A 25,417-nucleotide genomic window follows, 5' to 3' on the forward strand; every position below is an offset into this window, starting at 1 on the left:
CACGCGCGGCAACACGGCAACAACGCCAGGAGCGCAAAAGCGTCATGGATCAACGCAAAACTGAAGGGGAGCATATGAAACTCAAGGCGGCATTCATTTTTCTTACCAAGATGGAATCCGGAGCGGATTCTCCCGCCGAATACAGGAACTGGACGCGCACTCCCGCCGTGGACCTCTTGTCCATCGGCGTGGCCACCTACGCTCAGGCGGTGGCGGCGGCGCAAAAGGCCGTCAATGAAGAAGGCTGCGCCTGCATTGAGCTGTGCGGCGGGTTCGGCGTGCAGGGGACGGCCCTTGTGTCCCGCGCGGTGCAGGTTCCTGTGGGCGTTGTGCGCTTTGACCTGCATCCCGGCCTCGGCAACGTGAGCGGCGACGGCGTTTTTGCCTGATCCGGAACTTTTTTGGCCTTACGGTTACGCCCTTCACGTCATGCCCGGCAATTTCCCGGTCATGCCCTAGCATACAGGAGGACAGATACATGGCTATCAACGGCAAGGTTGTGCTGGTCACCGGAGCCGCCCGTGGCATCGGGCGGGGCATTGCGCTGCGTCTGGCAAAAGACGGAGCGGATATCGCCCTGGTGGACATGCGTAAGGACAAGCTGGAGGACGTGGCCAAAGAAGTGCGCGAACTGGGACGCAACGCCAGCGTTTTTGTGGCTGACGTCACCGACAGGGCACAGGTTTTTGCTGCGGTGGATCATGCGGAAAAGGAACTCGACGGTTTTGACGTCATGATCAACAACGCTGGCATAGCCCAGGTCAAGGCTCTGGAAGACGTGACTCCAGAAGAAGTGGAACAGATTTTCAAGGTCAATGTAAACGGCGTTATCTGGGGCATTCAGGCTGCTGCGGCCAAATTCCGCGCTCGCAAGCAGAAGGGTAAGATCATCAGCGCCTCGTCCATTGCCGGGCACGACGGCTTTGCCCTCATAGGGGCCTACAGCGCCACAAAGTTTGCCGTACGCGGGCTGACCCAGGCCGCCGCGCGCGAGCTCGCGCCCTATGGCATCACCGTCAACGCCTACTGCCCCGGCGTGGTGGGCACGGACATGTGGCTGCAGATAGACGAGGGCTTTTCCAAGATCACGGGTGCGCCCAAGGGTGAAACCTTCAAGAAATTCTGTGAGGGCATCGCCCTCGGCAGATCGCAAACCCCGGAAGATGTGGCCGCGCTCGTGTCCTATCTGGCCGGGCCGGATTCGGACTACATGACCGGCCAGGCCGTGCTCATCGACGGCGGCATGGTCTACCGTTGATGCAGTCACGCTGCTGAAAAAAAGCCGTCGGAACAGCCTTTTGCCATAACATTTATAAAATCAGCAGGAGTATAGCAGTGAGTATTGAACTTGCCATGCCGAAACTGGGTCTCACCATGAAGACCGGCAAGGTTTCCAAATGGTTCGTGGCCGAAGGCGCCATGGTCAAGCAGGGGGACGACCTTTTTGAGGTGGAAACGGACAAAATCACCAACAAGGTCGAAAGCCCGGCCGACGGCGTGCTTTTTCAGATCCTCGTGCAGCCCAAGCAGGAAGTGGCCGTAGGCGCGGTGCTTGGCGTTATTGCAGAACCTGGGGAAAATCCCGCCCGAGTGGAGGGCGGCGCCGCCTCTTCCCCTGCTGGTGATGCTGATGCCGTAAGCCCTGCCGCTGCCCAAAAGAGCGCGCCAGCCGCCGCCCAGCCCCCACGCTCAGGCGGGCGGGCCTTCTCCTCTCCCGCCGCACGGCGGCTGGCGTGCGAACTTGATGTGGATATTGCCTGTGTGGTCGGCAGCGGCCCCGAAGGGCGCATTCTCGAACGTGACGTGCGTGCCCGCTTTGATGCTGTGGGCAAGATCAAGATTACGCCTCTGGCCGCTGTTGTGGCCGCCCGCGCCGGGCTGGACATTGCAACGCTCACCGGCACCGGCGAGGGCGGCAAGATCGTGCGCGAAGATGTGGAGCGCGCGCTGCACCCCGAAAAGTTCGCGGCTACGGAGGCCAAGGTCCCGGCCAGCTCCGCTCCTTGTGCTGATGGTCCCGGTACAGTGCCTATGGAAGGCATGCGCAAGATCATTGCCGACAACATGCAGGCCAGCCTGCAGAATTCCGCGCAGCTCACCCTGGTCAGCGAGGCCGACGTGACCGCCTGCGTGGACACCATTGCCGACCTCAGGGCCAGGCACAAGAAGGACAAGGACTTCCGCCTGTCCATGAACGATGTGCTCATCCTGGCCGTGTCCCGTGCGCTGAAAAAGCACCCGCGCATGAATTCCACCCTTGAGGGCGACACCATCACACGCCATGCGGAAGTGCATATGGGCGTGGCCGTGGCCCTGTCCGAAGGGCTTGTGGTTCCCGTGCTGCACAATGCGGACGAAATGGGCCTGCTCCGCATCGCCAGCGAGGCCCGCCTGCTGGCCGGGCGCGCGCGCGAGGGCGGGCTCACCCCCGACGACATGAGCGGCGGCACGTTTACCATTACCAATATGGCGCATTCCGTGGTGGACTTTTTTACCCCAATCCTGAAACCCGGCGAAACGGGCATTCTGGGCGTGGGCCGCGTGACGGAAAAGCCCGTGGTGCGCAACGGGGCCATTGTGGTGCGCTCCATGATAGGCCTGAGCCTCACCTTTGACCACAAGGTTGAAGACGGCGCTCCGGCGGCGGAATTTTTGAAGACGCTGACCGAGTTTCTGGCGGAACCGGCCCTGCTGTTGTTCTGAGGCGTTCCGGGCCTGAAAGGCTCTTGCGCCGGGTATGGTGAGGCATGTCGCGTTTATCGCGCGCGTGCGACAGCAAACCGCGCTGGCAGCGTAATGCAGGCTTGAATTGTGTACGGTTTTACGGGCGGGTTGCGCCAGGATCACAGAGGCATTGGCCGGAAGGCAAAAATGCCCCGGGTCCGGGAAAGCCGGGTGGATATTCCGGCTGCGGGCATATCCCGCGCAGAGAAATACAAACAGCGTTCAGGAGAACAAAATGTACGACGTGCTTGTTATTGGTGGTGGCCCCGGCGGATACGCCGCCGCCATCCGCGCTTCACAGCTCAAGGGTAAGGTGGCTCTGGTCGAAGGCGGCAATATGGGCGGCACCTGCGTCATGCGCGGCTGCATTCCCAGCAAGATATGGCTGCGCGCCGCCACCCTGCTTGAACAGTCGCGCAACGCCGGAGAATTCGGCCTTGAGCTGACCGTGGGCAAGCTGGACTTCAACGCGGTGCTGGCCCGCAAACAGGGCGTGTCCAACGACATCCGCATGGGCATGGAAGCCCTGCTGGCCAACAACGGCGCGGAAGTCATCACGGGCATGGCGAAAATAACCGGCCCCAACAGCGTGGACGTGGACGGCAAAAAATTTGAGGCCAAAAACATCATCGTGGCCACGGGCAGCATGCTCGACATGCCCGATGTGCCCGGCCTTTCCGGCGCGGCCTTCACCACGGACGATCTGCTGGACATGAAGGAAGCCCCGGCTTCGGTTCTTGTCACCGATCCCACCTATATCGGCGTTGAAATGGCCGTGCTGTTGAGCATCCTCGGCAGCAAGGTGGTCTACGCCGTGCCCGGCCCCCGCATCCTGCCCGATGAGGATCAGGATTCCAGCCAGCGCCTGGCCCAGTCCCTGCGCGAGCGCGGCGTGCAGATTCTGGCACGCCATACCCTCGTCAAGGTGGCGGGCAGGACCTGCACCCTCAAGAGCGGCGACAAGGAACAGACCGTTGACGTGGACAAGGTGCTGGTTTCCGGCCGCAAGCCCGTCAGCGCCGGGCTTGGCCTTGAGGCCCTTGGCGTGGGCTTTGGCGACGACGGCGGCATCGTGGTTGACGGCCAGTGCCGCACCGCCTGCCCCTCCATCTTCGCCATCGGCGACTGCACGGGCGGCTGGATGCTGAGTCATGTGGCGTCGGCCATGGCCATCTGCGCGGCGGAAAACTGCATGGGCATGACTTCGAAGTTCCCGGCCCACCTGGTTTCCCGCGCCATCTGGGGCAGCCCGGAAATGGGCTCCGTGGGCCTTTCTGAAGAACAGGCCGAGCGCAAGGGCCATGAGGTTGAAGTGGGCGGCTTCCCGTACTCCATCAACGGCTACGCCATGCTGCGCGGCGAGGTGGACGGCGCGGTGAAGATGGTTTCCGACGCTGAAACCGGAGAAATCCTGGGCGTGCACATCGTGGGCAGTTGCGCTTCGGAACTTATAGGCGAAGCGGTGCTGGCCATGCAGCTCGAATGCACGGTGCGCGAATTCGCCAAGGGTTTCCGCGTGCATCCGGCCTTCTGCGAAACAGTGGTGGACGCCGCGCGCGACGCCGCTGGCTGGGCCCTGTACCTGCCCAAAAGAGGATAATACCGCGTAACATAAGCTCCGGCCGTCCCTCCGCAAACCGTGCCGATTCAGCCGCCAGACGGCCGGAGCATGCAATTTTCAAGGAAGAAGCGCCATGTCCAGAGTTCAAGCCTTGCCGCACAACACGCCGTCCCGGACAGGATGCGCGACGCCTCTGGAAATCCTTGACCTTGGCCGTATCGAATACGGCGAGGCTCTGGACTTCCAGAAAAGCCGCGTGAGTTCCCGCATCAACGGCGTCACCGGCGACACCCTGCTGTTGCTGGAGCACGAGCCGGTCATCACCATGGGGCGCGGCGGTCTGGCCGAGCACCTGCACGTGAGCGAGGAACACCTCAGGCGGCAGGGCGTTGGGCTCTTCTGGGTGGAGCGGGGCGGCATGGCCACGTTTCACGGGTCAGGGCAGCTTGTGGCCTATCCCATCATTCTTCTGCACGAAAAAGACCTGCACCTGTATATGGAAAAACTGCTGGCCGCCATTGCCGCCGTATTGCGCGGCTACGGGTTTGAGCCGCAGTTGGGCGTCCACGGCCCGGGAGTGTGGGTCAACGGCGGCAAGATCGCCAGCGTGGGCATGGCCGTGCGCAAATGGGTGACCTTTCACGGCATGGCCCTCAACGTCAATACGGACATCGGCTGGTTCGGCCTCATCACGCCCTGCGGCAATCCCACCGAGCGCATAACCTCCATGCGGCAGGAACTGGGGCATGACGTGGACTTTGCCGAAGTTTCGCGCCGCTTTGTGCGCGCGTTCGCCGACGAGTTCGGTTTTTCGTCGCGCCCCGAACCGCAGGAGCGGCGGCCTGACTGGCTCACGGTGCGTCTGCAGCCCGAGGAAAACGTCAGCCCCGTGGAGGACATGCTGTCCGGCCTGCATCTGCACACGGTCTGTCAGGAGGCCATGTGCCCCAACAAGGGCGAATGTTTTGCGCGCGGCACCTCCACATTCATCATTCTGGGCGACGTCTGCACCAGAGGCTGCCGCTACTGCGCGGTGGGCAAGGGCAAGCCCGAACCCCCGGACGCGGCTGAACCGGACCATGTGGCGCAGGCCGTGCAGCGCATGAAGCTGCGGCACGCCGTCATAACTTCCGTGACCCGCGATGATCTGCCCGACGGCGGCGCGGGGCACTTTGTGGCCGTCATGAAGGCCGTTCGCGCCGCCAGCCCGCACACCAGCGTTGAAGTGCTTGTGCCGGATTTTCAGGGCAACCGTGATGCCATCGACGCCGTCTGCGACGTGCGGCCCGACGTCTTCAATCACAACCTTGAGGCCGTGCGGCGCGTTTTCGCCCAGGTGCGCCCCCGCGCCAGCTACGACCTTTCGCTGAAGGTTCTGGCCCATGCCGCGGAGAGGGGACTGCGCGTGAAGTCCGGCATCATGCTGGGGCTTGGCGAAACGTGGGACGAAATACGGCAGACCCTTGCGGATCTGCACGCCCACGGCTGCCGTTTTCTGACCCTGGGGCAGTATCTCGCGCCGTCAACGGCCCATGTGCCCGTGGCGCGCTATCTGGCCCCGGACGAATTTGATCACTGGAAGCGCGTAGCCCTGAACATGGGCTTTACCGGCGTGGCCTCAGCGCCTCTGGTGCGCAGTTCCTACAGGGCGGAAGCCATGCTGGAAGAGCAGGCCGCCGCGTCCCGGCTGCAGTCCTGCCATGCCCACGAGGCCTCCACGGACGCGACCGTGGCCAGTCCGGGGCTGCAGGGTCATCAGGGCTGTCAGGGAATGTCATGCGCCAATGCGCCGCAGGGGATTGTGTAACATCCGCGTAATAAAGAGATTTGGGCAAGTGTTGCCTGTGGCGAAATGATTGATTCAGTGCCGTTTTATAGAGCCTGTTAATGACGCACTGTTCGGGCGCTGCACAGGCAGACGCTCGCTGTAGTGTCGAAAAAGCTTGTTATTTGTGTGGGTAAACGCCGTAAGTGACGTGCGTAAACTTTAAGAATGGACATTCTCAAAGGTAATCCGCTCTAGGAGAAGAACATGAAGTTGTGGTTTAACACGCGCCATACAGCCGCCTCTCTGCCCATTTTTCTGGTGGCCTCGCTACTGGTGCTGGCGGTTTGCTGGCTTCGGCCCGCCGCCGCCCATGCAGGCAGTTCATGGCTCATTGACGAGATGCGTTTTCACGCCTCGGCCCACAGCGCTCTGTCCTGTACCGATTGCCACACAGACATTGCCGAAGCCGCCGAACACCCCACGGCCAAGGGGCTGAATCAGCCCGGCAGCACGGCTTTTTCCGCCGAGGGCTGCTACAACTGCCACAGTGAGGTGGAAGCCGAGCTTGCCAAGGGCAAACACGCGGGCAAGGCCCTTGTGAAGGGGCAGGATTATGCCCAATGCATCACCTGCCATAATCCGCACTACGTTCTTGGGGCCGAGGCCCGGGCCAAGGGACTGAAAAAGGGCGGAAATATTTCGCAATCCTGCAATGTCTGCCATGAGATGAAAAAGGCTTTGCCCGTACCCGCCGCTGACGTGGCCGCCTGCCTGACCTGCCACGGTCTGCAGACCGGAGTGACGCAAGCGGCCTCTGGCGCGGCGGCTGTTTCGGGTTCCAGCGGCAATGCTGTCCCGCAGGGCCAAATTTCGCAGGCCCATACATCGCAGGGTCAGGCTCCGCACGCGCAAATTCCGCAGAGACAAACACTGCCGGGTCAATTCCAGCAAGCACAGGCCCTGCAACCTCGCGCCCTGTGCATGACCTGCCACGGCCCTGAAGGCAGGGATATGCCCGGAGCCGTCCGCATGGACGCGCAGGCCCTGGCCGCCATGACCCACAAGAATATGGACTGCCTGTCCTGCCACAAGGACGCGGCGCGCTATCCGCACAACAAGCAGGAGCGCGTGGCCTGCCTGACCTGCCACACGCGCCATACGGAATCGGTCATTCATGACGCCCACAGCCGGGTAAGCTGCGAAAGCTGCCATCTGCAAGGCGTGACCCCCGTGCTCAACAACGGCATGGTGGTGGCGCGCGTGGACGCCGGCCCCCTCATGGCGCACGACATGGGCCTGCCTTCGGGCACGGCTTCCTGCGTACGCTGCCATTCCCCGGCTATTTCCGCCGCCAGCCCGGCGGGTGCGGGAAGCGTGGGCGCGGCGGACGCCGTGCTGCCAGCCAAAAGCGTGCTGTGCATGGGCTGCCACGCGGGCACCTTTACCGTACAGGATACGCCCAGCCGCCTGGGATTCGGCATCTTTGTGCTGGGTTTTGCGGCGCTGATGCTGTTCTGGTTCTCCACCAGCAATCTCGGCAAGGGAAGTCTCACTCCGGCATCGGATACGCAAAGCAGCGCCGACGGCACAGGCCAGACCCACGGCTGCCCGCGTCCCGAACACCGTGGCGGCGGCGAAAACCGCTGGCTGTCACTCCTTTTCGACGTGCTTGTGCAACGCCGTCTGTACCGCGAATCGCGCACGCGCTGGGCCATCCACGCCCTGATCTTCTTCCCCTTCCTCATCCGTTTCAGCTGGGGCATGCTGGCCCTGCTGGGCTCGCATCAGGCTGCCGCGACGGAATGGCCCTGGCTTATGCTGGCCAAAGACTGGGCCCCCACGGCCTTCATCTATGACGTCAGTGGTCTGGCCTTGCTGGCTGGCCTTGTCTGGGCCGCCCTGTTCTGGCGCAAGGAAAAGCTGGCTGCAGCCAATGCGCCGCGGCACGACTGGCCCGCCCTGTGTCTGCTCTTGGCCATCACCGTCACCGGCTTTGTGCTGGAAGGCATGCGCATCGCCCTTACCGGCATGCCTGACGGCAGCCAGTGGGCCTTTGCGGGCCACGCGCTGGCCAGTCTGTTCGGCCTTGTGAGTCCTGCGGAACTGGCCCGTGTGTACGGCTGGGGCTGGTATGCGCACGCCATCGTTACGGCGGCCACCGTGGCTTACATGCCCTTCAGCCAGTTGCGCCACATTGTCACCACTCCTGTTTTTCTGCTTGTTCAAACCCTGAGGGGCCGTCACTAGAGGAGACTAATTTTGAGAATGTGCATTCTCAAAGTGAAATTGCCCTGGCCCCGGAACCACATAAGGAGACTGTTATGGAAATTGCCGGCTACAATATGCCCGAGGAACTGTATTACGACCAACACCACTTCTGGACCCGTGTTGACGGCGACGAACTGGTCATAGGTATGGACGACTTTGCTGAAAAGCTGGCCGGGCAGATAGTGTTTGTGCAGTTGCCCTTTGTGGGCAAGGTCGTTACGGCGGGCAAGAAGTTCGCCAAGGTGGAATCCGGCAAATGGCTGGGCACGGTCTACAGCCCGGCGGACGGTGAAATAAGCGCCGTCAATGAAGAACTGGAGGCCAACCCCTCCCTCATCAACGGCGACTGCTATGGCAAGGGCTGGATGTACAAGATCAGGCCTGTGGACATGAGCCAGATCAACACCCTCATCCACGGCGGCAAGGACGTTATCGAGGCCTGGCTGCTGGAGGATATCAAGAAATTCAAGAAGGACTAAATCATGCGCCAGTCAGCATTCAGCATCAGGCAGCGTATGGCCCTGGACGCCTGCACCGAGTGCGGCCAGTGCCTCACCGTGTGCCCGGCCGTGGCGGCCTCGGGCGATGCGGACCTCTCGGCCCAGGTGCGCATGCACAACCTGAAAAAACTGCTGCGCGACCGCAATTTCTTCTGGAAGGCGCTCAACGAAATGTTTGGCCGGGAACCTCTGGCCACGCCGCAGGTGCTCAAGGACTATGGCCTCTCCGTTTTTCGCTGTTCACTCTGCGGCGATTGCGAAGAGGTCTGCCCGGCCGGTCTGCCCCTCAAGGACATGTGGCTGTCCCTGCGTGAGGAACTCTCGCGCACTGGCGATGCGCCCGACAAGATACGCATGATCCGCGCCAACCTCGACGGCAGCCACAACGTCTTTGACGAGGATAACGACGAGCGCGGCGACTGGGTGGACGACATGCGCAAGCCCCCCAAGGGCGGTTGTGTGAAGGACTCCGCCGAGGTGGTGTATTTCACGGGTTGCGTGGGCGCCTACTTTCCGCTGGCCCAGAAGATCCCCATGGCCTTTGTGGAAATATTGGATGCTGGCGGCGTTGATTTCACCATCATGGCAGGGGACGAGTGGTGCTGCGGGTTTCCTTTGCAGGGCTCGGGCCAGAGCGAAGGGCTGCCCGCCATCATCGCCCACAACGTGGCTGCGGCCAAGGCTCGCGGCGCGCGCAAGGTGGTGTTCACCTGCCCGTCCTGCTACCAGATCTGGCGCGAAGCCTATCCTCCGGAATTCGAACTGGTCCACGCCTCTGAAATGGTGGCCCAGCTCGTTCTTGAAAACAGGCTGCCCCTTGGTGAACTGCCGATGACCGTCACCTATCACGATCCCTGCGACCTTGGACGCGGCGGGCGTGTTTTTGACGAACCGCGCGCGATTATGGCCCGCATCCCCGGCCTCACTCTGGTGGAGATGGAGCATAACCGCGAGCATTGCCTGTGCTGCGGGGGCGGTGGCAACCTTGAGATGATCGACCCTGATCTTTCCGCCGCCATGGCCAAGCGCAAGGTCGAGGAGGCCGTGGCCACAGGTGCGGAGGCCATTATAACCAACTGCCAGCAGTGTGTCCGCACCATGATGACCTACGCCAAGCGTAACAAGGTCAACATAGATGTCATGGACATGAGTCAGCTTGTGGCCAAGTCCATAGAGGCTGGCCGCAAGGCTCTGGCTGCGGCCGAAGCCGTCAGGACGGCGCAGCCCGAGAGCGCTACGGGAACACAGGGATAATGATCGGGGGCTGGGGGAGTTTCAGGTGTTCCCCCGGCTCCCGTGTTCAGCGTAGTTGTTTTTCACGCGACAGCCAGGGGCGTGCCGCAAACGGGGCCGCCACAGGCACTAGAGCATTTTACCTTTGAAAAAGTGTAAATGCTCTAACGCTGCACGAACGTGCAGCGCGCCACGACGTGGCGTGGATTCAGCCGAGAATCGTATTTTTCGGCTGAATGAAAACTTTGGAATGTGAAGCATTTCAAAATTAATCTGCTCTATATCTCAAAAAGCCGGGGAGAAGGCCCCCGGGCCGCCGGGGACGGTTCTTCCCCGCCAGACTTCAAGGGGTAGTTTCATGAAATCGCAGTGGCGACTGCTGGACTTGCCGCCCATGACAGCGGCTGAAAACATGGCTCTGGATGAAGTGCTGGTGGAGGTGCGCGGAAGCGGACACTCCAGGGATACCCTGCGTTTTCTGCAATTCCGCCCGGCAACGGTGCTGGTGGGTTTTCATCAGTCCCTGCAGGAAGAAGTGCGCCTGTCCTACTGCCGTGAGCACGGCATTGACGTGAACCGGCGCATCACGGGCGGCGGCGGCCTGCTTTTTGACGAAAACCAGATTGGCTGGGAAATCATTTGCGCCAAGTCTTTTTTCGGCGTGGGCATCCCCAATGCCAATTTGTTCCGCCGCCTGTGCGAGCCCACCATCACGGCCCTGCGCGGCATGGGCATTGACGCGGCCTTCAGGCCCCGCAACGACATTGAGGTGGCGGGCCGCAAAATATCGGGCACGGGCGGCACGGACTGCGAGTCGGCCTTTTTGTTCCAGGGCACGCTGCTGGTGGATTTCGACATTGAAACCATGCTCAAATGCCTGCGCGTGCCTGTGGAAAAGCTCAAGGCCAAGGAAATAGATTCCATCAAAAAAAGGGTGACCTGCCTTGCCTGGGAACTGGGCCGCGTGCCCGAAACCAGGGAAGTGAAGCGCAACCTTGTGGAGGCTTTTGAGCAGCATATGGGCATCACGCTCAGGCCTGGCGGCCTCACGGCGGAAGAAGAGGATCTGCTGGCCGAAAAGCTGCCGCATTTCCGCTCGCAGGAATGGATAGACATGGTGCGCCCCACCTATGAAAAAACAGAGGTGGTGCAGGGCGCGCGCAAGTCTCCTTTCGGCCTTGTGCGCGTGACCATGCAGTTGAACATGCCGCGAAAAACGCTCAAGAATATGTATATCACCGGTGACTTTCTGTCCTTTCCGTCGCGGGCGCTTTTTGACCTTGAGGCCGCCCTGCGCGGTCAGCCCTTGGACGGCGACCATTTGTGCGGCATCATAAAAGATTTCTTCAAGGATGGCAGAATCGTCATACCGGACATGGGGGCGGAAGATATCTGCATTCCCCTGCGCATGGCTATGGAAAAGGCCGCCATTGCCCGCCACGGCATCCCCCTTGAGCACTGCAACCGCATCTTTACCACCAACGGCAGTTTTGACGAAGTGCTGGCGGCAGGGCCGCAGGCGCTGCTCTTGCCGTACTGCGCCAAACTCAAGGACTGCGACCTGCGCTTCACCCGGTCGTGCCGCGCCTGCGGTGAATGTGTTGTGGGCGACGCCTGGACCTTGGGGCACGAGCGTAAATGGCGCACTGTCTGCATCACCAGCTTCGAGCATCTCATGCGGGAGCTGGAGAAAATGAAGGGGCAGGGTGTTTCGGCCTTTATCGGCTGCTGCTGCCAGCCTTTCTACATCAAGCATGTGGAGGATTTCGCCCGCCTTGGTTTGCCGGGCATTCTTATAGATATCGAAAATACCACCTGCTATGACCTTGACCAGAGCGAAGCCGCCCACAGGGGGGAATTCTCCAGCCAGACCATGCTGAACATGGCCTTGCTGCATGATATTCTTCGGGTTGCCGGACAGACCGAGTTGTCTGGGCAGGCCGGACAGGCCGAACGGGCCGGGCACCAGGGCATAAAGGAAGGCGCGCCAGGCGTCACATCCGGTGTCACGCCCGGCGCAGAAAAGGCTGGGAGGACCCATGCTGCACTATGACGTGCTGGTTGTGGGCGCTGGCCCCGCCGGTTCCAGCGCCGCCAGGGCTGCCGCGCAGGCCGGAGCTTCCGTGGCTCTTGTGGAGCGCCGCGCCGCGGTGGGTGTACCCGTGCGCTGCGCTGAATACATACCTGCCATGCTGGTGGGCCAGGCTGACGTGGGCAGGGACTATATCGCCCAGGCCACGCTTGGCATGCGCAGTTACCTGCACGGCCACCGCATACAGGACATGGCGGCTCCGGGCTATGTCATCCACCGTGACAAATTCGATCAGGCGCTGGCCAGCGCCGCTGCGGATGCCGGGGCGCATGTGCTGCTGGGGCACAGCGTTCTTGGCCGTGAAGGCGGGCAGGGCAGTTGTATTATGTTGTCCACGCCCACTGGCGGGGTTGTCAGCATAAGGGCCAAGGTCATCATCGGGGCAGACGGCCCGCATTCGCGTGTGGCCCAATGGGTCGGGCTGCCCAATACCCATTGTTTGCCGTCCATACAGGTGCGCCTGCCCCTGCGCAAAACCCTGGAACATACCTGCATATATTTTGATGAGAGCATCACTGCCGGCTATGCCTGGCTTTTCCCCAAGGGCGACGTCGCCAATGTGGGGCTCGGCATGCTGCGGCAAAGGCACACGCCCGGCCTGCGCCGTGTGCTGCGCCGTTTTGTGCGCGGTCTGTCGGCCCTTGGGCTGGTGTACGACGAACCCCTGTCGTTCACGGGCGGCTGGATACCCGCCGGGCCGCCCAGGCCCTGCGTGGCGGGCGACATCCTGCTGGCCGGAGACGCTGCGGGGCATACCCATCCCATAACAGGGGCGGGCATTTTTCAGGCCGTCATGGGCGGGCAGATGGCTGGCCGCTGGGCCGCCCGCGCCGTCCGGGAGAACCGCCTGGATGTCTTGCAGGGCTACGCTGACGAATGGAACGACTTTTACGGCGACGTTCTGTCCCACGCCCACAAGCGCAGGCTGGACTGGGAAGGGTACAGCGGCGTGCTGGACCAGTCCATAAACAGATTCTGGATAGGATTCAGGGAATATTATGCGGCCTCTTGACCACTGGGACGACGTGCAGCTGGAGCAGGCCCGTGAGCTTTCCTGGGCGCGGCACGGCAAAAAAATACTGTTCTACCTGCCAGGCATGTTTGTGCGCGACGGCGTGCAGGGGCAATACCCCGCGCTTTCCGTCACTGGCCGTGACTGCGCGCAGCGCTGCGCCCATTGCGGCGGCGCGCTGTTGCAGAGCATGCCCGATGTGAGCATGCCCGGCAGCCTGCTGGAAAAATGCAGGGCGCTTGAGGCGCAGGGCGTGCAGGGAGTGCTGCTTTCCGGCGGCTGCGACGGTCGGGGGAGGGTTCCGTGGAAGAATTTCATCCACGCCATTGCCGAAGTGAAGCGGCAGACCGGGCTTTTTGTGTCCGTCCACTGCGGCATGCTGGACGCGGCCACCGCACGGGATCTGAAAAGCGCCGGGGCGGATCAGGCCCTCATTGACATCATCGGCAGCGCTGAAACGTATTACAAGGTCTATCATCTTGAAGACGGCGCGGAGCTGCTGGACAGCAGCCTTGAAGCGCTGGCCCGGGCAGGGCTGCCGGTGGTGCCGCACATTGTGGCCGGACTGCACTTCGGCAGGCTGCTCGGTGAAAGCCGGGCTCTGGAAATAGTTGCCCGGCGTCCGCCGGCCCTGCTGGTTATTGTGGCCTGCATGAACCTGCCCGGCACGGACATGGCGGGCATGGCCCCGCCAGGAGCGCGCGAGGTCTGCGGCGTCATTTTGCGGGCGCGGGAACTCATGCCGGATACGGAAATAAGCCTGGGCTGCGCCCGCCCCCGCAAGGGAGCCGCCGATCTGGAAGAGCTGGCCCTGCTGGCCGGGGTCAACCGCATGGCCCTGCCCTCGCAGGAGGCAGTCGCCTTGGCGGCCAGCATGGGGCTTGAGACGCAGTTTCGCAAGACCTGCTGCTCGGTGCGTATGGGCGAGGGCACGGTCGGCTGGTGAAAGGCCGGTACGGAAAGGATATCCGCTCACGGACGCTACGTGACGGGCATATGGAAAAAACGTCTGCTCAAGGGCAGTCAGCGAGGATACTATGAGCCAAGCCACTGAGTTGAAAAGTCAATGTTCCCCCGACCAGGGCGTTTGCGGTCAGGAACCCGCGCCAGAAAGCCCTGATGTCGTGCGCATGAGCCTTGCGGCCGCCATGACGCTGGACTTTGCGCCGGGCAGCTTTTACCGCAACGCCTGCCTTTCGTGCGTCAATCTTCTTTTGACCTACCGCTCGGGATGCGCGGCCCGCTGTTCCTACTGCGGCCTTTCAGGCGCCAAGGAAAAGCGGCCCATCAAGAGCTTCATCCGCGTAAGCTGGCCCTCCTTTACCGTGGATGAAATCATTGCGGGCATTTTGCGGCGTCAGGAGCGCGTCAAGCGCATCTGCATATCCATGCTTACCAACAGCCGTGCCCCGCGCGACGCGGCGGACATCTGCCGCCGTTTGCGCGCGGCCGTGGACATTCCGGTTTCTCTGCTCATCTCGCCGACCATTCTGACGCGCCGCCATCTGGAAGAATTCCGTGACGCCGGAGCGGACAAGATAGGCGTGGCCATCGACCTCGCCACGCCGGAGCTCTTCGCCCGGTACCGTGGGGCCGGGGTAGGGGGGCCGCACTCCTGGGAACGCTACTGGCAATGCCTGGAAGAAAGCCTGGACGTTTTCGGCAAGGGCATGGCCGGTTCACACTTTATGGTCGGCATGGGTGAAACGGAAGAAGAGATGAGCCGCGCCATGCAGCGTGTGCATGATATGGGCGGCAATACGCATCTGTTCTCGTTTTTCCCCGAAGGGGGGTCGCCCCTGGCCGAGCATCTGCCGCCTCCCATTGACCAGTACCGCCGCATCCAGCTGGCGCGCTGGCTCATTGATCACGATCATGCCCGCGCCGAGGGCTTCACTTACAATCAGCGCCGGGCCATCACCGGGTACGGGCTGCCAAAGGACGCGCTGGAAGGATGCATCAACACTGGCGAGCCCTTCCGCACCTGCGGCTGCACGGGCCGCGACGGCGAGGTGGCCTGCAACCGCCCCTATGCCAATTCGCGCCCAGGGCCTGGCATACGCAACTATCCCTTCAAGCCTGAAGAGGCGGACGTACGCCATATCCGCCTGCAAATGGGTTTGCCTTTGTAATTTGCGGCAAAGGCCGCAAGGGCCTTTTCGCACCCTGCGAATCCGGAACAGGATCGGGCAGGCATCCTGTTCCGGTTCGCAGATAGAGCATGTAACTTTTTTCAAAGTTACATGCTCTATCGCTGCACGAGAGTGCGGCGCGCCACAACGTGGCGTGGAGTCTGCCTAACGATGCGACTTTCGGCAGAATGACACATTGAGATGAAAAGCATTTCAAAGGTAATCTGCTCCAGTGGTGCTGGCAATCCCTGATCTCCGATGCGTTGCTTACGCGTTCCGACGCACTGCCCGTTCCTGAGTTGCGCGTCACCCTTGGAGGCTTGAGCCGCTCCTCAACCTTGCAGACTGCGGAGCAGTCAGGCTGCCATCAGGTGTTTGCACACAACCATCCTGTATTCGTGAATTATGAGCCATTTGGGCTTGGTAGCGCGGACGGGGCCGCGTGCCCTGTTCGCCTCTTCCGAACCATAGTGCTATAATTTTGTTCAATAAATTAACTTTGTTGAATGTTATTCGAGAGTAAAGTGCCCTCGTTTTGCTTTTTTGTGCCTGCGAACCTGCCGACCCACAGTCATCTGACATAATTCAATTTCATCAGTAGGTTACTACAAGTCGCCACCGTGCGGATCCTGTCAAAAAGGCGCTACGCAGCCGCTCATTTGCAAACCTCAGTGGTATTATGGTATGACAACATGATAAAATATGTAACATGGTTATATAATTAAATTTGTGCTATTGTATTTTATATATGATTTAATCGTACTCTGTATTGATAGTGTTTAAAAATTCAATGATTAATGAGGGTGTATTACAACTGATTTTATATAAATTAAAACCATCACGGATGGCAAATGTACGTGAAAAAAATAATTTAATTGCATTGATTATTCTTTCTGTGTTTTATTTAATCCATAAGTGAAAATTCTATGAGAGGGTGACGATGTTCAGAGGGATGGTTTTTTCCACGGCAATTATTGCTGTTATTTTTTGCCTTCATTTGGCAATAAATACGAGTATATTGCAATCACGTGGAAGTGTGCCATCCTGTGAATCTGTCGATCTGCAAAATACCTGTCTTTCTTTGTTCGCTATAGTTGATATGAATGCGCATTGGCCTCCAGGCATCAGTACTGGCAGCGCAAAAGAGTCTTCAAACTGTTCGGAAAGTCAAAAAAACACCATGTCCGGATGGGCAAAGTATGATGTTGAAGACCTGCCTCAGATTAAACATGCTTTTTTAAAGATATTTCATAACGACCCCTTAGAAAGTTTTGGATTATCCCCCCTGTCCGACACTCCCACGTGGCCGGATAAAAGCAAGCTTCGCACTCTGCGTCCTCCCGTGCGGGCAGCACCGCACGCCTGATAACAATTCTGCCTGACTTACCACAAGCACACGCAAAACTGAGACAGCGCATGTCCCGGTCCGGTTCCGTGGCAAAAGCTTCCGGCTGCAAAGCCGCGAGGCCTCTGGACGCTGTTTCTACATAATACGCCTTCAACCGCATTTACTTTAAAGGTGGAACGTATGCTTAAGTATTTGAGAGTGCTGTATGTACAAGTGTTGATTGCAATTATGATCGGTATCTTGCTGGGGCATTTCTATCCGCAGATGGCGGTAAAAATGCAGCCTCTGGGCAAAATGTTCATCAACCTGATCAAAATGATCATCGCTCCGCTCATTTTTTCCACAGTTGTTACAGGCATCGCGGGTATGAATGACATCAAGGCCGTGGGTAAAACGGGCGGTCTTGCAATCGTATACTTTACCGGCATAACCCTGCTGGCCCTGGTTATCGGCCTGGTGGTCGTAAACCTGGTTCAGCCCGGCGCGGGCATGAATGTTGACGTGAGCACCTTTGACGCCGCCGACAAAAGCATTGCCGCCCAATACGCCGGCAAGGCCAAAGACAATAACCTTATAAACTTTTTCATGAATATCATTCCGCATACCTTTGTTTCCGCATTTACCAGCGGCGAGATATTGCAGGTCCTTCTTGTGGCCATCATCTTCGCCTTTGCCCTGAATTTCAGCGGCAGCAAGGGCCAGCTGTGCTTTGACCTTATCAAGAGCCTTTCTGAAGTGCTTTTCAAGGTCATCAATATCATCATGCGCGTCGCGCCTATTGGCGCTTTCGGCGCAATGGCCTTTACCATCGGCAAGGAAGGGATAGGTTCCGTACTGGCGCTGGGTGAACTGATACTGTGTTTTTACGCCACCAGTATCATGTTTGTGGTGCTGGTTCTCGGTGTTGTGGGCCTGTTCAGCGGGTTTAACATCTTTAAGTTCGTCCGGTACATCAAGGAAGAACTGTTTATCGTTCTTGGCACGTCTTCCTCCGAATCCGTGCTGCCCAACATGCTGCGCAAGATGGAGAAGGTGGGCTGCAACAAGAGCGTCGTGGACCTGGTTATTCCGGCAGGCTACTCCTTTAACCTGGACGGCACGGCAATTTACCTGACGATGGCAGCGGTATTTTTGGCCCAGGCCACCAATACGCCCATGACCATAGGCGAAGAACTCGTGCTTCTTGGCATCCTGCTGATTTCCTCCAAGGGAGCGGCGGCAGTTACTGGCGGCGGATTTATCGTGCTGGCGGGTACGTTGAGCTCTGTTGGCAAAATTCCCCCGGAAAGCATCGCCGTCATTTTCGGTATTGACCGCTTTATGTCTGAAGCCCGTGCGCTGACCAACCTTGTGGGCAACGGCGTGGCCACCATTTTTATTTCCAAGATGACCGGCAATCTTGATTCCGAAAAGTTGCGCCGCGAACTTAACGGGTATACGGAGGAAATCGAAATGGATGACGATGCCGAAGTCGAGATATCCGCAAGCAAGGCGGACATCTGATCCACTTCCGGACTGATGGCGCGCTGGGCGTCAACTGAAGAGGCACAAGCGAACAGACTGGGAGAGTCATGAAAGAAATTCATTATAACGACATAGCGCAGGCAGTGGCGCGTCTGGCCGTAGAGGCCTGCTACCGGCTGCCTGCGGATATGGTTGAAGCCATGCGTAAAGCCCGCGAGGCCGAGCCTTCGCCCGTGGGTCGCAACATACTGGATCAGTTACTGGAAAATGCGGACATTGCCGCTGAAGGGCAGATTCCCTTGTGTCAGGACACAGGAATCACAGTGGTTTTTGCCGAGATTGGGCAGGAAGTACACATAGTGGGCGGCGCTTTTGAAGACGCCGTCAATGAGGGGGTACGCCGGGGTTACACGGACGGCTATTTGCGCAAATCCTGTGTGTCCGAACCGTTGTTTGAGCGCAAAAACACAGGAGACAACACCCCGGCCGTCCTGCACGCCCGCATCGTACCAGGCGACGGGCTGCGCCTGCGTCTGGCTCCCAAGGGGGCGGGTTCGGAAAATAAAAGTGTACTCAAAATGCTTGTGCCCGCTGACGGCATTGAGGGGGTACGCAAGGTGGTTCTGGACGCCATTTTGGCCGCTGGCCCCAACTCATGTCCGCCGCTGGTCGTGGGCGTGGGCATTGGCGGTACTATGGAAATGGCCGCCCTGTGCGCCAAGCGAGCAGCGGCCCGCGACCTTCAGAGCCATAATGCGGATGCGCGCTATGCGGCCTTTGAGGATGAGCTGCTTGAGATGGTCAACAGAACCGGCGTCGGCCCGCAAGGACTTGGCGGCGTGACAACGGCCCTCAAGGTGCATGTGGAGTGGGCACCGACCCACATAGCCTCACTGCCGGTGGCCGTGAACATCAACTGCCACGCGGCGCGCCACGCCGAAATCGTCCTGTAGGGGGGGCCATGTCTGACCAAGTCAAAAAAATCCGCGCTCCTTTTGACGACACTACGGCCCGCTCACTGCGCGCCGGCGACAGGGTGCTTATTTCTGGCACCATTCTGGCCGCTCGCGATGCGGCCCATAAAAGGCTGGTGGAAACACTGGACAGGGGAGAGCCCTTGCCGGTGGACCTGGAAGGGGCGGTTGTCTATTACGTGGGTCCAAGTCCGGCCCGTCCTGGGTATGCCATCGGGGCGGCCGGGCCGACGACATCAGGCCGTATGGACGCCTATACGCCCCGCCTGCTCAGGCAGGGCCTCAAGGGCATGATCGGCAAGGGCTACCGCAGTCCTGACGTCATAAAGGCTATGGAAGAACTCGGCGTACCCTATCTGGCCGCCGTGGGTGGCGCGGGAGCGCTTATTGCCCGTAGCATCAAGAAGTATACGGTGCTGGCCTATGAGGACCTGGGGCCCGAGGCGGTCGCCGCAATGGAGGTGGAGGATTTTCCCGCCATTGTGGTCATCGACAGCATGGGCGGCAATTATTACGAGGCTGGCCAGGCGCCGTACCGACGGATCTGACGGGTACGTGGTGCGTCCATAGACTGTTTACGTTTCATTGCACAAGGAGTTCATATGGCTTTGAGCAGAAATTCCGCAGAGGGCAAAACCCGCCTGGACTTCTGGCAGGCCGCCACAGGTGCTTTTTTGGCGCTGTTTGTGTGCGTACACCTGCTGCTGGAGGGGACGGTGGTGCTCAGCCCCGCGCTGACCAATGGCATAGCCTGGTTTCTTGAGGCCACGTGGTTGACCCATCTGGTGGCCCCACTCATTATTCTGCTGGTTGTTTTTCATTTTTATATAGCGGCACGCAAGATGCCCTTTCGCGCGCATGAACTTGGCATCTTTGTGCGGCACAGCAAAAGCTTGAAGGATTTTGACACATGGTTGTGGCTTGTGCAGGTCTTTACGGCAATCGCCATCCTGCTCGGCGTATTTTATCACGTATACGCGATCATGACAGACCTTCCCATCAATGTGGCAGGTAGCGCCAAGCGCCTGCACAGCGGCTGGCTGGCCTTCTACGTTGTCTTTTTGCCCTGCGTCATCCTGCATACGGGCATCGGCGTGTACCGCATCGCCGTGAAGTACGGCGTCTGCGTCAAAAGCGCGAAGGACATGTGCCGCAAGTGGATTTGGATTGTCATGGGCTGTTATCTGTTGCTCGGCTCGCTGGCCTTGGCCCGCGTCTGGTTTCAGGGATAGGGGGGCGTATGCGTATTTTTGAAAGTGACGTCTTGTGCATTGGCGCTGGTCTGGCCGGTGAGCGTGTGGCGGTGGAGGCCGCACAGGCTGGCTTCAGCGTTATCTGTCTTTCCGTGGTGCCGCCCAAACGCTCGCATTCCTCTGCCGCCATGGGCGGCATGCAGGCGGCTCTGGGCAACTCGATCATGGGCGAGGGCGACTGCCCGGAAATCCATTTTAATGATACCGTGAAGGGCTCTGACTGGGGCTGCGACCAGGAGGTGGCCCGCCTGTTTGCTGAAACCGGCCCCATAGCCATGCGCGAAATGGCCTGGATGGGCGTGCCCTGGAGCCGGGTTGTGCCCGGCGAGCACACCTACTACAAGGGCGGCAAGCCTTTTCAGGCTACGGAAAAAAAGGAAAATGAAGGGCTTATCCATTCGCGCGCGTTTGGCGGCACCGCCAAGTGGCGTACCTGCTATACCTCGGACGGCACAGGCCACGCCGTGCTTTTCACCCTGGACAGCCGCCTGCTGCAACTGGGTGTGAATGTGCACGACCGCATGCAGGCCGAAGTGCTGGTGCATGATGGTCAGCGCTGCATGGGCTGCGTGGCCCGCGACCTGCGCACCGGTGAACTGGTGGGGTACTTCGCCAAGGCAACGCTTATCGCCACGGGTGGATACGGCCGTATTTACAGGGCCACCACCAATGCCATCATCTGCGACGGCGGCGGTCAGATCGCGGCCCTTGAAACGGGCGTGGTGCCTCTGGGAAATATGGAGGCCGTGCAGTTTCACCCCACGGGCACGGTGCCCACGGACATTCTGGTGACCGAAGGCTGCCGTGGCGACGGCGGCACCCTGCTGGACGTGAATGAATACCGCTTTATGCCGGATTATGAGCCGGAAAAGGCCGAACTCGCCTCGCGTGACGTGGTGTCGCGCCGCATGACCGAGCATATGCGCAAGGGCTTCGGCGTACCCAGCCCCTACGGCGAGCATCTCTGGCTGGACATCCGGCACCTGGGCGAAAAGCACATCACCACAAACCTGCGCGAAGTGTATGACATCTCGACCCATTTTCTTGGCGTGAACCCCATACATCAGCTCATTCCCGTGCGGCCCACCCATCACTACAGCATGGGCGGCGTGCGCATCAACAAGGATGGCCACGCCTACGGGCTTGAGGGGCTGTTCTCCGCCGGCGAGGCTGCCTGCTGGGATATGCACGGCTTCAACCGCCTGGGCGGCAACTCCCTGGCCGAAACCATCGTCTCCGGGCGCATTGTGGGCAAAAAGCTGGTGGAGTTCCTGCAAGGCTACGAAACCGTGTTTTCCACAGCCGAAATGAAGGCCGCCGCCATCAAGGTCAAGGATCGCGTCGCCGCGTTGCTGCGTGGCACGGGCGACGACTGCTACACGCTGCGCAACGAGATGCAGGACGTAATGATGGAACACGTCGGCATCTTCCGTAATGGCAAGGATCTGGAAGCAGGTGTGGTCAAACTGCAAAACCTGCTTGAGCGCTGCAAAAACATGCGCCTCGCCAGCGGCGACATCCCCGGCCCCAATGCGGAGCTTTCTATGGCCCTGCGGGTGCCCGGCATGCTCAAACTGGCCCTGTGCACGGCCTACGGTGCGCTTATGCGCACTGAAAGCCGGGGGGCGCACGCGCGCGAGGATCATCCGGAACGCAACGACAAGGACTGGCTTGTGCGCACCCTGGCCTACTGGAACGAGGGCGACAGCCTCCCCACGCTCCGGTATGAGCCTGCCACGCCATTCTTCATTCTGCCTCCGGGCGACCGGGGCTATGGCGGCGGCAAGATCATCCAGGGCGACATCAGGGAAGACCAGATCGTTCCCTACGACCAGAAAGGCTAAGGGAGGCAAGCTCAATGGGACGCAATCTTACGTTCGAGATATTCCGCTATAATCCACTGGATGCCAGTTCATACCCGCATATGCAGAAGTTTCAGCTTGAAGAGCATCCAAGCATGACGCTCTTTATCGCGCTGAATCTCATCCGCGAAAAGCAGGACGCCTCCTTGCAGTTTGATTTCTGCTGCCGCGCGGGCATCTGCGGCTCCTGCGGCATGGTGATCAACGGGCGGCCCGGTCTGGCATGCCATACGCAAACCTGCGACCTGCCGGACCACATAACCCTGCACCCCCTGCCGGTCTTCAAACTGCTGGGCGACCTCTCCGTGGACACGGGCACGTGGTTTCGCAATGTGGGCCAGAAGATCGAATCGTGGATACACACCAGCAAGGAGTTTGATCCGGCGGCACAGGAAGAACGCATGGACAATGAACTCGCCACCCAGATATTCGAGCTGGACAGGTGCATCGAGTGCGGCTGCTGCGTGGCGGCCTGCGGCACGGCCCGCATGCGTGAAGACTTCATCGGGGCCACGGCCATCAACCGTATGGCCCGCTTCTACATCGATCCCCGGGACAACCGCACCCCGGCCGATTACTACGACCTGATCGGCGACGACCAGGGTGTTTTCGGCTGCATGGGCCTGCTGGCCTGTGACAGCGTGTGCCCCAAGCAACTGCCCCTGCACGACCAGCTGGGCATCATGCGGCGTATGGTGAGCATGGAATCCGTGCGGGGCATCCTGCCGGAATTCCTGCGTAAAAAAATGCAGGGCTGCGGCCATTCGCATTGCAGCGGCAAGGGCTAGGGCACGTTTACCGTGAAGCTGCTCTGGCACCCGCGCGAGCGGTGTCCGCCGTGAAGGCGTAAGCACAGTCTGCGCGCTGTTACGTGCCGTAGCAGTCGTGCCGTAACCTTGGGGAATGTATCTTAAAGGTGACCCGCTCTCACTGTGCGCCAACAGGAACGAATCGGGCCTGTTGGCGCAACTACATAGAATGTCAGAATATGTTAGGAGAAATTCATGTCCCGTATAAAGAATCTGCGTGAGGATGCGCTGGCCCTGCATAAGGATTTTCAGGGCAAGATTGAAGTGCGCGTAAAGGTGCCCGTGCGTGATGCCGATGATCTCACCCTTGCGTATTCGCCCGGCGTGGCTGAGCCCTGCATGGAAATAAACCGTAATCCTGAAATGCTGGACGTGTACACCAACCACGGCAACTTTGTTTGTGTGGTGTCCAACGGTACGGCGGTGCTGGGTCTGGGCGACATAGGCCCTTGCGCCGCCATGCCTGTGATGGAGGGCAAAGGCCTGCTGTTCAAGACCTTTGGCGATGTGGATGCCTTTCCCATCTGCGTTGACACCAAGGACACAGCCAAGATCGTCGAGCTTGTGGAACTGATGGCGCCCACCTTCGGCGGCGTGAACCTTGAAGACATCAAGGCGCCGGAATGCTTTGTCATTGAGGATGCCCTCAAGAAAAACGGCGTTTTCAAGGGCCCCATCTTTCACGACGACCAGCACGGCACCGCCGTGGTGACTCTGGCCGGGCTTATCAATGCCCTCAAGGTCGTCAACAAGAAGCTGGAAGATATTACTGTGGTCACCAGCGGCGCGGGTGCGGCAGGTATTGCCATCATCAGGCTGCTCATGGCCATGGGCCTCAAGAATGTCATCATGTGCGACACGCGCGGGGCCATCTACGAAGGCCGCACCGAAGGTATGAATCCGTACAAGGAGGACATAGCCCGGCGCACCAATCCGCAGAAGGTCAAGGGCGGTCTGGCCGAGGCCATCAGGGGGGCGGACGTGTTCATCGGCGTTTCCGCACCCAACACCCTTACTGAAGACATGATCCACAGCATGGCCAAGGATCCCATAGTCTTTGCCCAGGCCAACCCCATCCCCGAAATCTGGCCCATCCAGCGCGCGCTGGACGCCGGGGCTCGGGTGGTGTCCACGGGGCGTTCAGACTGCCCCAACCAGATAAACAATGTGCTGGCTTTTCCCGGTATCTTCCGTGGCGCTCTGGACGTGGCCGCTACAGACATCAATGACGCCATGAAGATAGCCGCGTCCTACGCCATTGCCGAACTGGTCAAGCCGGAGGAACTGCGGCCCGACTATATCATACCTTCAACCCTTAATGCCGATGTGGCTCCGGCAGTGGCCGCCGCCACGGCCCGCGCCGCCATAGAAAGCGGCATTGCCCGCAACCCTGTGGACCCGGCCATTGTGGCGGAAAACCTTAAGAAAAGGCTTGCTGGTCGTAAGTAAAGTCTTTTGCCCCGGATTGTTCCGTGCAACTTCTTCAGCCGTTGCCCCTGCGGGCAGCGGCTGAAGCCGTGTTTGCCCTTCAGGGCAGATGAACTTTGAGAATATGCATTCTCAAAGTTCAAGATACGCTCGCTCCAGCGCTTAACCGCGCAAGTAAATAAGCGGTACTGTCTTCGCGGCAGCCGTTGCTTTAGCCGTTGTGACGCAGGCTTCAGCCGTTGCGATGCATGAAGCTACGGATAAAGACAGCCTGAGTAATTACACAGTTCACTCCATACAATCGCTGTCGCCATTCGTAAGGCTCGCAGACTCGCCAACGACTGCCGCGAAGCTACGGATAAAGACGGCAATGAGTTACGCAAAAATCTTACTCAAAGAGTCGCTGTCGTTATCCGTAAGCCGCTGACGCTGCAACGGCTAACGCGCCCGCAGTGCTTGCCTGAACCGTTGACGGAACCGTCTTACGGGGCAGGACAGCATCGCTACGGATGGCGACAGCGATTGTAAGGGACAAGCCGTGTCGTTACGCATGCTGTCTTCAAGCGTAGTTTGCTGCGTCACAACGCTTTAAGCCTGCGTCACAACGCTTTAAACCTGCGTCACAACGGCTAAAGCAAAGGTTGCGACTGCGTTAACGCCTTCGCGGGGGGCGTTTGCTCACGCAGCCACTGGAGTAATTTCAAAATGAAATTACTCCAGTGGCATTTCAGTTTGCAATGGGCGTGTGGCGGTGCGGCAGGCGCCGGCGCGTTGGAAGGCAATGATGCTCCTGGGGCTGTTCCGCCAGCCTGTCCACGCTCTTTATCCGCTATGCCGTCGCCAGTCTTTGGGCGACCCCGCAATCAGCTCCGGCATCTTGTCGGGGCTGATTGCGTTTTGTGGGGTGAATTCCGGGCGCTGTGGCGAAGACTGCGGGAAATTCAGCTGGCACTATTACGTTCTCTGTATAAACACTACACTCTGACAAT

At 59.8% G+C, this 25,417-nt stretch carries 19 protein-coding genes; all 19 read left to right on the forward strand.

Annotation, left to right across the window (positions count from 1 at the left end; translation table 11 throughout):
* The first annotated feature begins 44 nt into the window (after window positions 1–44).
* The 19 genes from ACZ5DH_RS02455 to ACZ5DH_RS02545 all read left to right on the forward strand — a co-directional run bounded on the left by ACZ5DH_RS02455 (window position 45) and on the right by ACZ5DH_RS02545 (window position 24,449).
* Window positions 45–389, forward strand: coding sequence for a DUF6506 family protein (locus tag ACZ5DH_RS02455; protein WP_464255570.1), 345 nt, complete (start codon window positions 45–47; stop codon window positions 387–389).
* Between the two features lie 89 nt (window positions 390–478).
* Window positions 479–1,258, forward strand: a complete 780-nt coding sequence (locus tag ACZ5DH_RS02460) for an acetoin reductase (RefSeq protein ID WP_464255571.1) — start codon at window positions 479–481, stop codon at window positions 1,256–1,258.
* A 77-nt stretch (window positions 1,259–1,335) separates the two neighbouring features.
* On the forward strand, window positions 1,336–2,703 hold the full coding sequence (locus tag ACZ5DH_RS02465) for a 2-oxo acid dehydrogenase subunit E2 (protein WP_464255572.1): 1,368 nt from the start codon (window positions 1,336–1,338) through the stop codon (window positions 2,701–2,703).
* Window positions 2,704–2,959: 256 nt separating this feature from the next.
* Window positions 2,960–4,324: a dihydrolipoyl dehydrogenase family protein gene (locus ACZ5DH_RS02470; RefSeq protein ID WP_464255573.1), complete on the forward strand. Its 1,365-nt coding sequence runs from the start codon at window positions 2,960–2,962 to the stop codon at window positions 4,322–4,324.
* A 94-nt stretch (window positions 4,325–4,418) separates the two neighbouring features.
* A complete protein-coding gene (gene lipA / locus ACZ5DH_RS02475) occupies window positions 4,419–6,092 on the forward strand; it encodes a lipoyl synthase (RefSeq protein WP_464255574.1) in 1,674 nt (557 codons plus the stop codon).
* Window positions 6,093–6,317: 225 nt separating this feature from the next.
* On the forward strand, window positions 6,318–8,300 hold the full coding sequence (locus ACZ5DH_RS02480) for a hypothetical protein (protein ID WP_464255575.1): 1,983 nt from the start codon (window positions 6,318–6,320) through the stop codon (window positions 8,298–8,300).
* A 74-nt stretch (window positions 8,301–8,374) separates the two neighbouring features.
* Entirely contained in the window at window positions 8,375–8,800 is a 426-nt protein-coding gene (locus tag ACZ5DH_RS02485; protein ID WP_464255576.1) for a glycine cleavage system protein H, read from the forward strand.
* A 3-nt stretch (window positions 8,801–8,803) separates the two neighbouring features.
* The gene (locus ACZ5DH_RS02490; protein WP_464255577.1) at window positions 8,804–10,075 is read left to right on the forward strand and encodes a (Fe-S)-binding protein; all 1,272 of its coding nucleotides are present in this window, start codon (window positions 8,804–8,806) and stop codon (window positions 10,073–10,075) included.
* Between the two features lie 337 nt (window positions 10,076–10,412).
* Window positions 10,413–12,107 carry a lipoyl protein ligase domain-containing protein gene (locus tag ACZ5DH_RS02495; protein WP_464255578.1) on the forward strand — a complete coding sequence of 565 codons (1,695 nt, stop codon included), beginning with the start codon at window positions 10,413–10,415 and terminating at the stop codon, window positions 12,105–12,107.
* Window positions 12,094–13,158 (forward strand): geranylgeranyl reductase family protein, encoded by a 1,065-nt coding sequence (locus ACZ5DH_RS02500; RefSeq protein ID WP_464255579.1) that lies wholly within the window; start codon window positions 12,094–12,096, stop codon window positions 13,156–13,158. Before ACZ5DH_RS02495 ends, ACZ5DH_RS02500 begins: the two co-directional genes overlap by 14 nt.
* Window positions 13,145–14,104 (forward strand): hypothetical protein, encoded by a 960-nt coding sequence (locus ACZ5DH_RS02505; protein ID WP_464255580.1) that lies wholly within the window; start codon window positions 13,145–13,147, stop codon window positions 14,102–14,104. The genes ACZ5DH_RS02500 and ACZ5DH_RS02505 overlap by 14 nt, the downstream gene beginning before the upstream one ends.
* Before the next feature lie 91 nt (window positions 14,105–14,195).
* Complete coding sequence (locus ACZ5DH_RS02510) at window positions 14,196–15,290, forward strand: radical SAM protein (protein WP_464255581.1); 1,095 nt, start codon at window positions 14,196–14,198, stop codon at window positions 15,288–15,290.
* Between the two features lie 1,528 nt (window positions 15,291–16,818).
* Window positions 16,819–18,141 (forward strand): dicarboxylate/amino acid:cation symporter, encoded by a 1,323-nt coding sequence (locus tag ACZ5DH_RS02515; RefSeq protein ID WP_464255582.1) that lies wholly within the window; start codon window positions 16,819–16,821, stop codon window positions 18,139–18,141.
* A gap of 68 nt (window positions 18,142–18,209) precedes the next feature.
* Window positions 18,210–19,055, forward strand: a complete 846-nt coding sequence (locus tag ACZ5DH_RS02520; RefSeq protein ID WP_464255583.1) for a fumarate hydratase — start codon at window positions 18,210–18,212, stop codon at window positions 19,053–19,055.
* A gap of 8 nt (window positions 19,056–19,063) precedes the next feature.
* Window positions 19,064–19,624 (forward strand): Fe-S-containing hydro-lyase, encoded by a 561-nt coding sequence (locus tag ACZ5DH_RS02525; protein ID WP_464255584.1) that lies wholly within the window; start codon window positions 19,064–19,066, stop codon window positions 19,622–19,624.
* Between the two features lie 54 nt (window positions 19,625–19,678).
* Window positions 19,679–20,308 (forward strand): succinate dehydrogenase/fumarate reductase transmembrane subunit, encoded by a 630-nt coding sequence (locus ACZ5DH_RS02530; RefSeq protein ID WP_464255585.1) that lies wholly within the window; start codon window positions 19,679–19,681, stop codon window positions 20,306–20,308.
* 8 nt (window positions 20,309–20,316) lie between these two features.
* Window positions 20,317–22,173 (forward strand): fumarate reductase flavoprotein subunit, encoded by a 1,857-nt coding sequence (locus ACZ5DH_RS02535; RefSeq protein WP_464255586.1) that lies wholly within the window; start codon window positions 20,317–20,319, stop codon window positions 22,171–22,173.
* Between the two features lie 14 nt (window positions 22,174–22,187).
* Window positions 22,188–22,979 (forward strand): fumarate reductase iron-sulfur subunit, encoded by a 792-nt coding sequence (locus ACZ5DH_RS02540; RefSeq protein WP_464255587.1) that lies wholly within the window; start codon window positions 22,188–22,190, stop codon window positions 22,977–22,979.
* Window positions 22,980–23,195: 216 nt separating this feature from the next.
* Window positions 23,196–24,449, forward strand: coding sequence for an NAD(P)-dependent malic enzyme (locus tag ACZ5DH_RS02545; protein WP_464255588.1), 1,254 nt, complete (start codon window positions 23,196–23,198; stop codon window positions 24,447–24,449).
* The last annotated feature ends 968 nt before the right edge of the window (window positions 24,450–25,417 follow it).

This window comes from Desulfovibrio simplex (genome assembly GCF_055387835.1).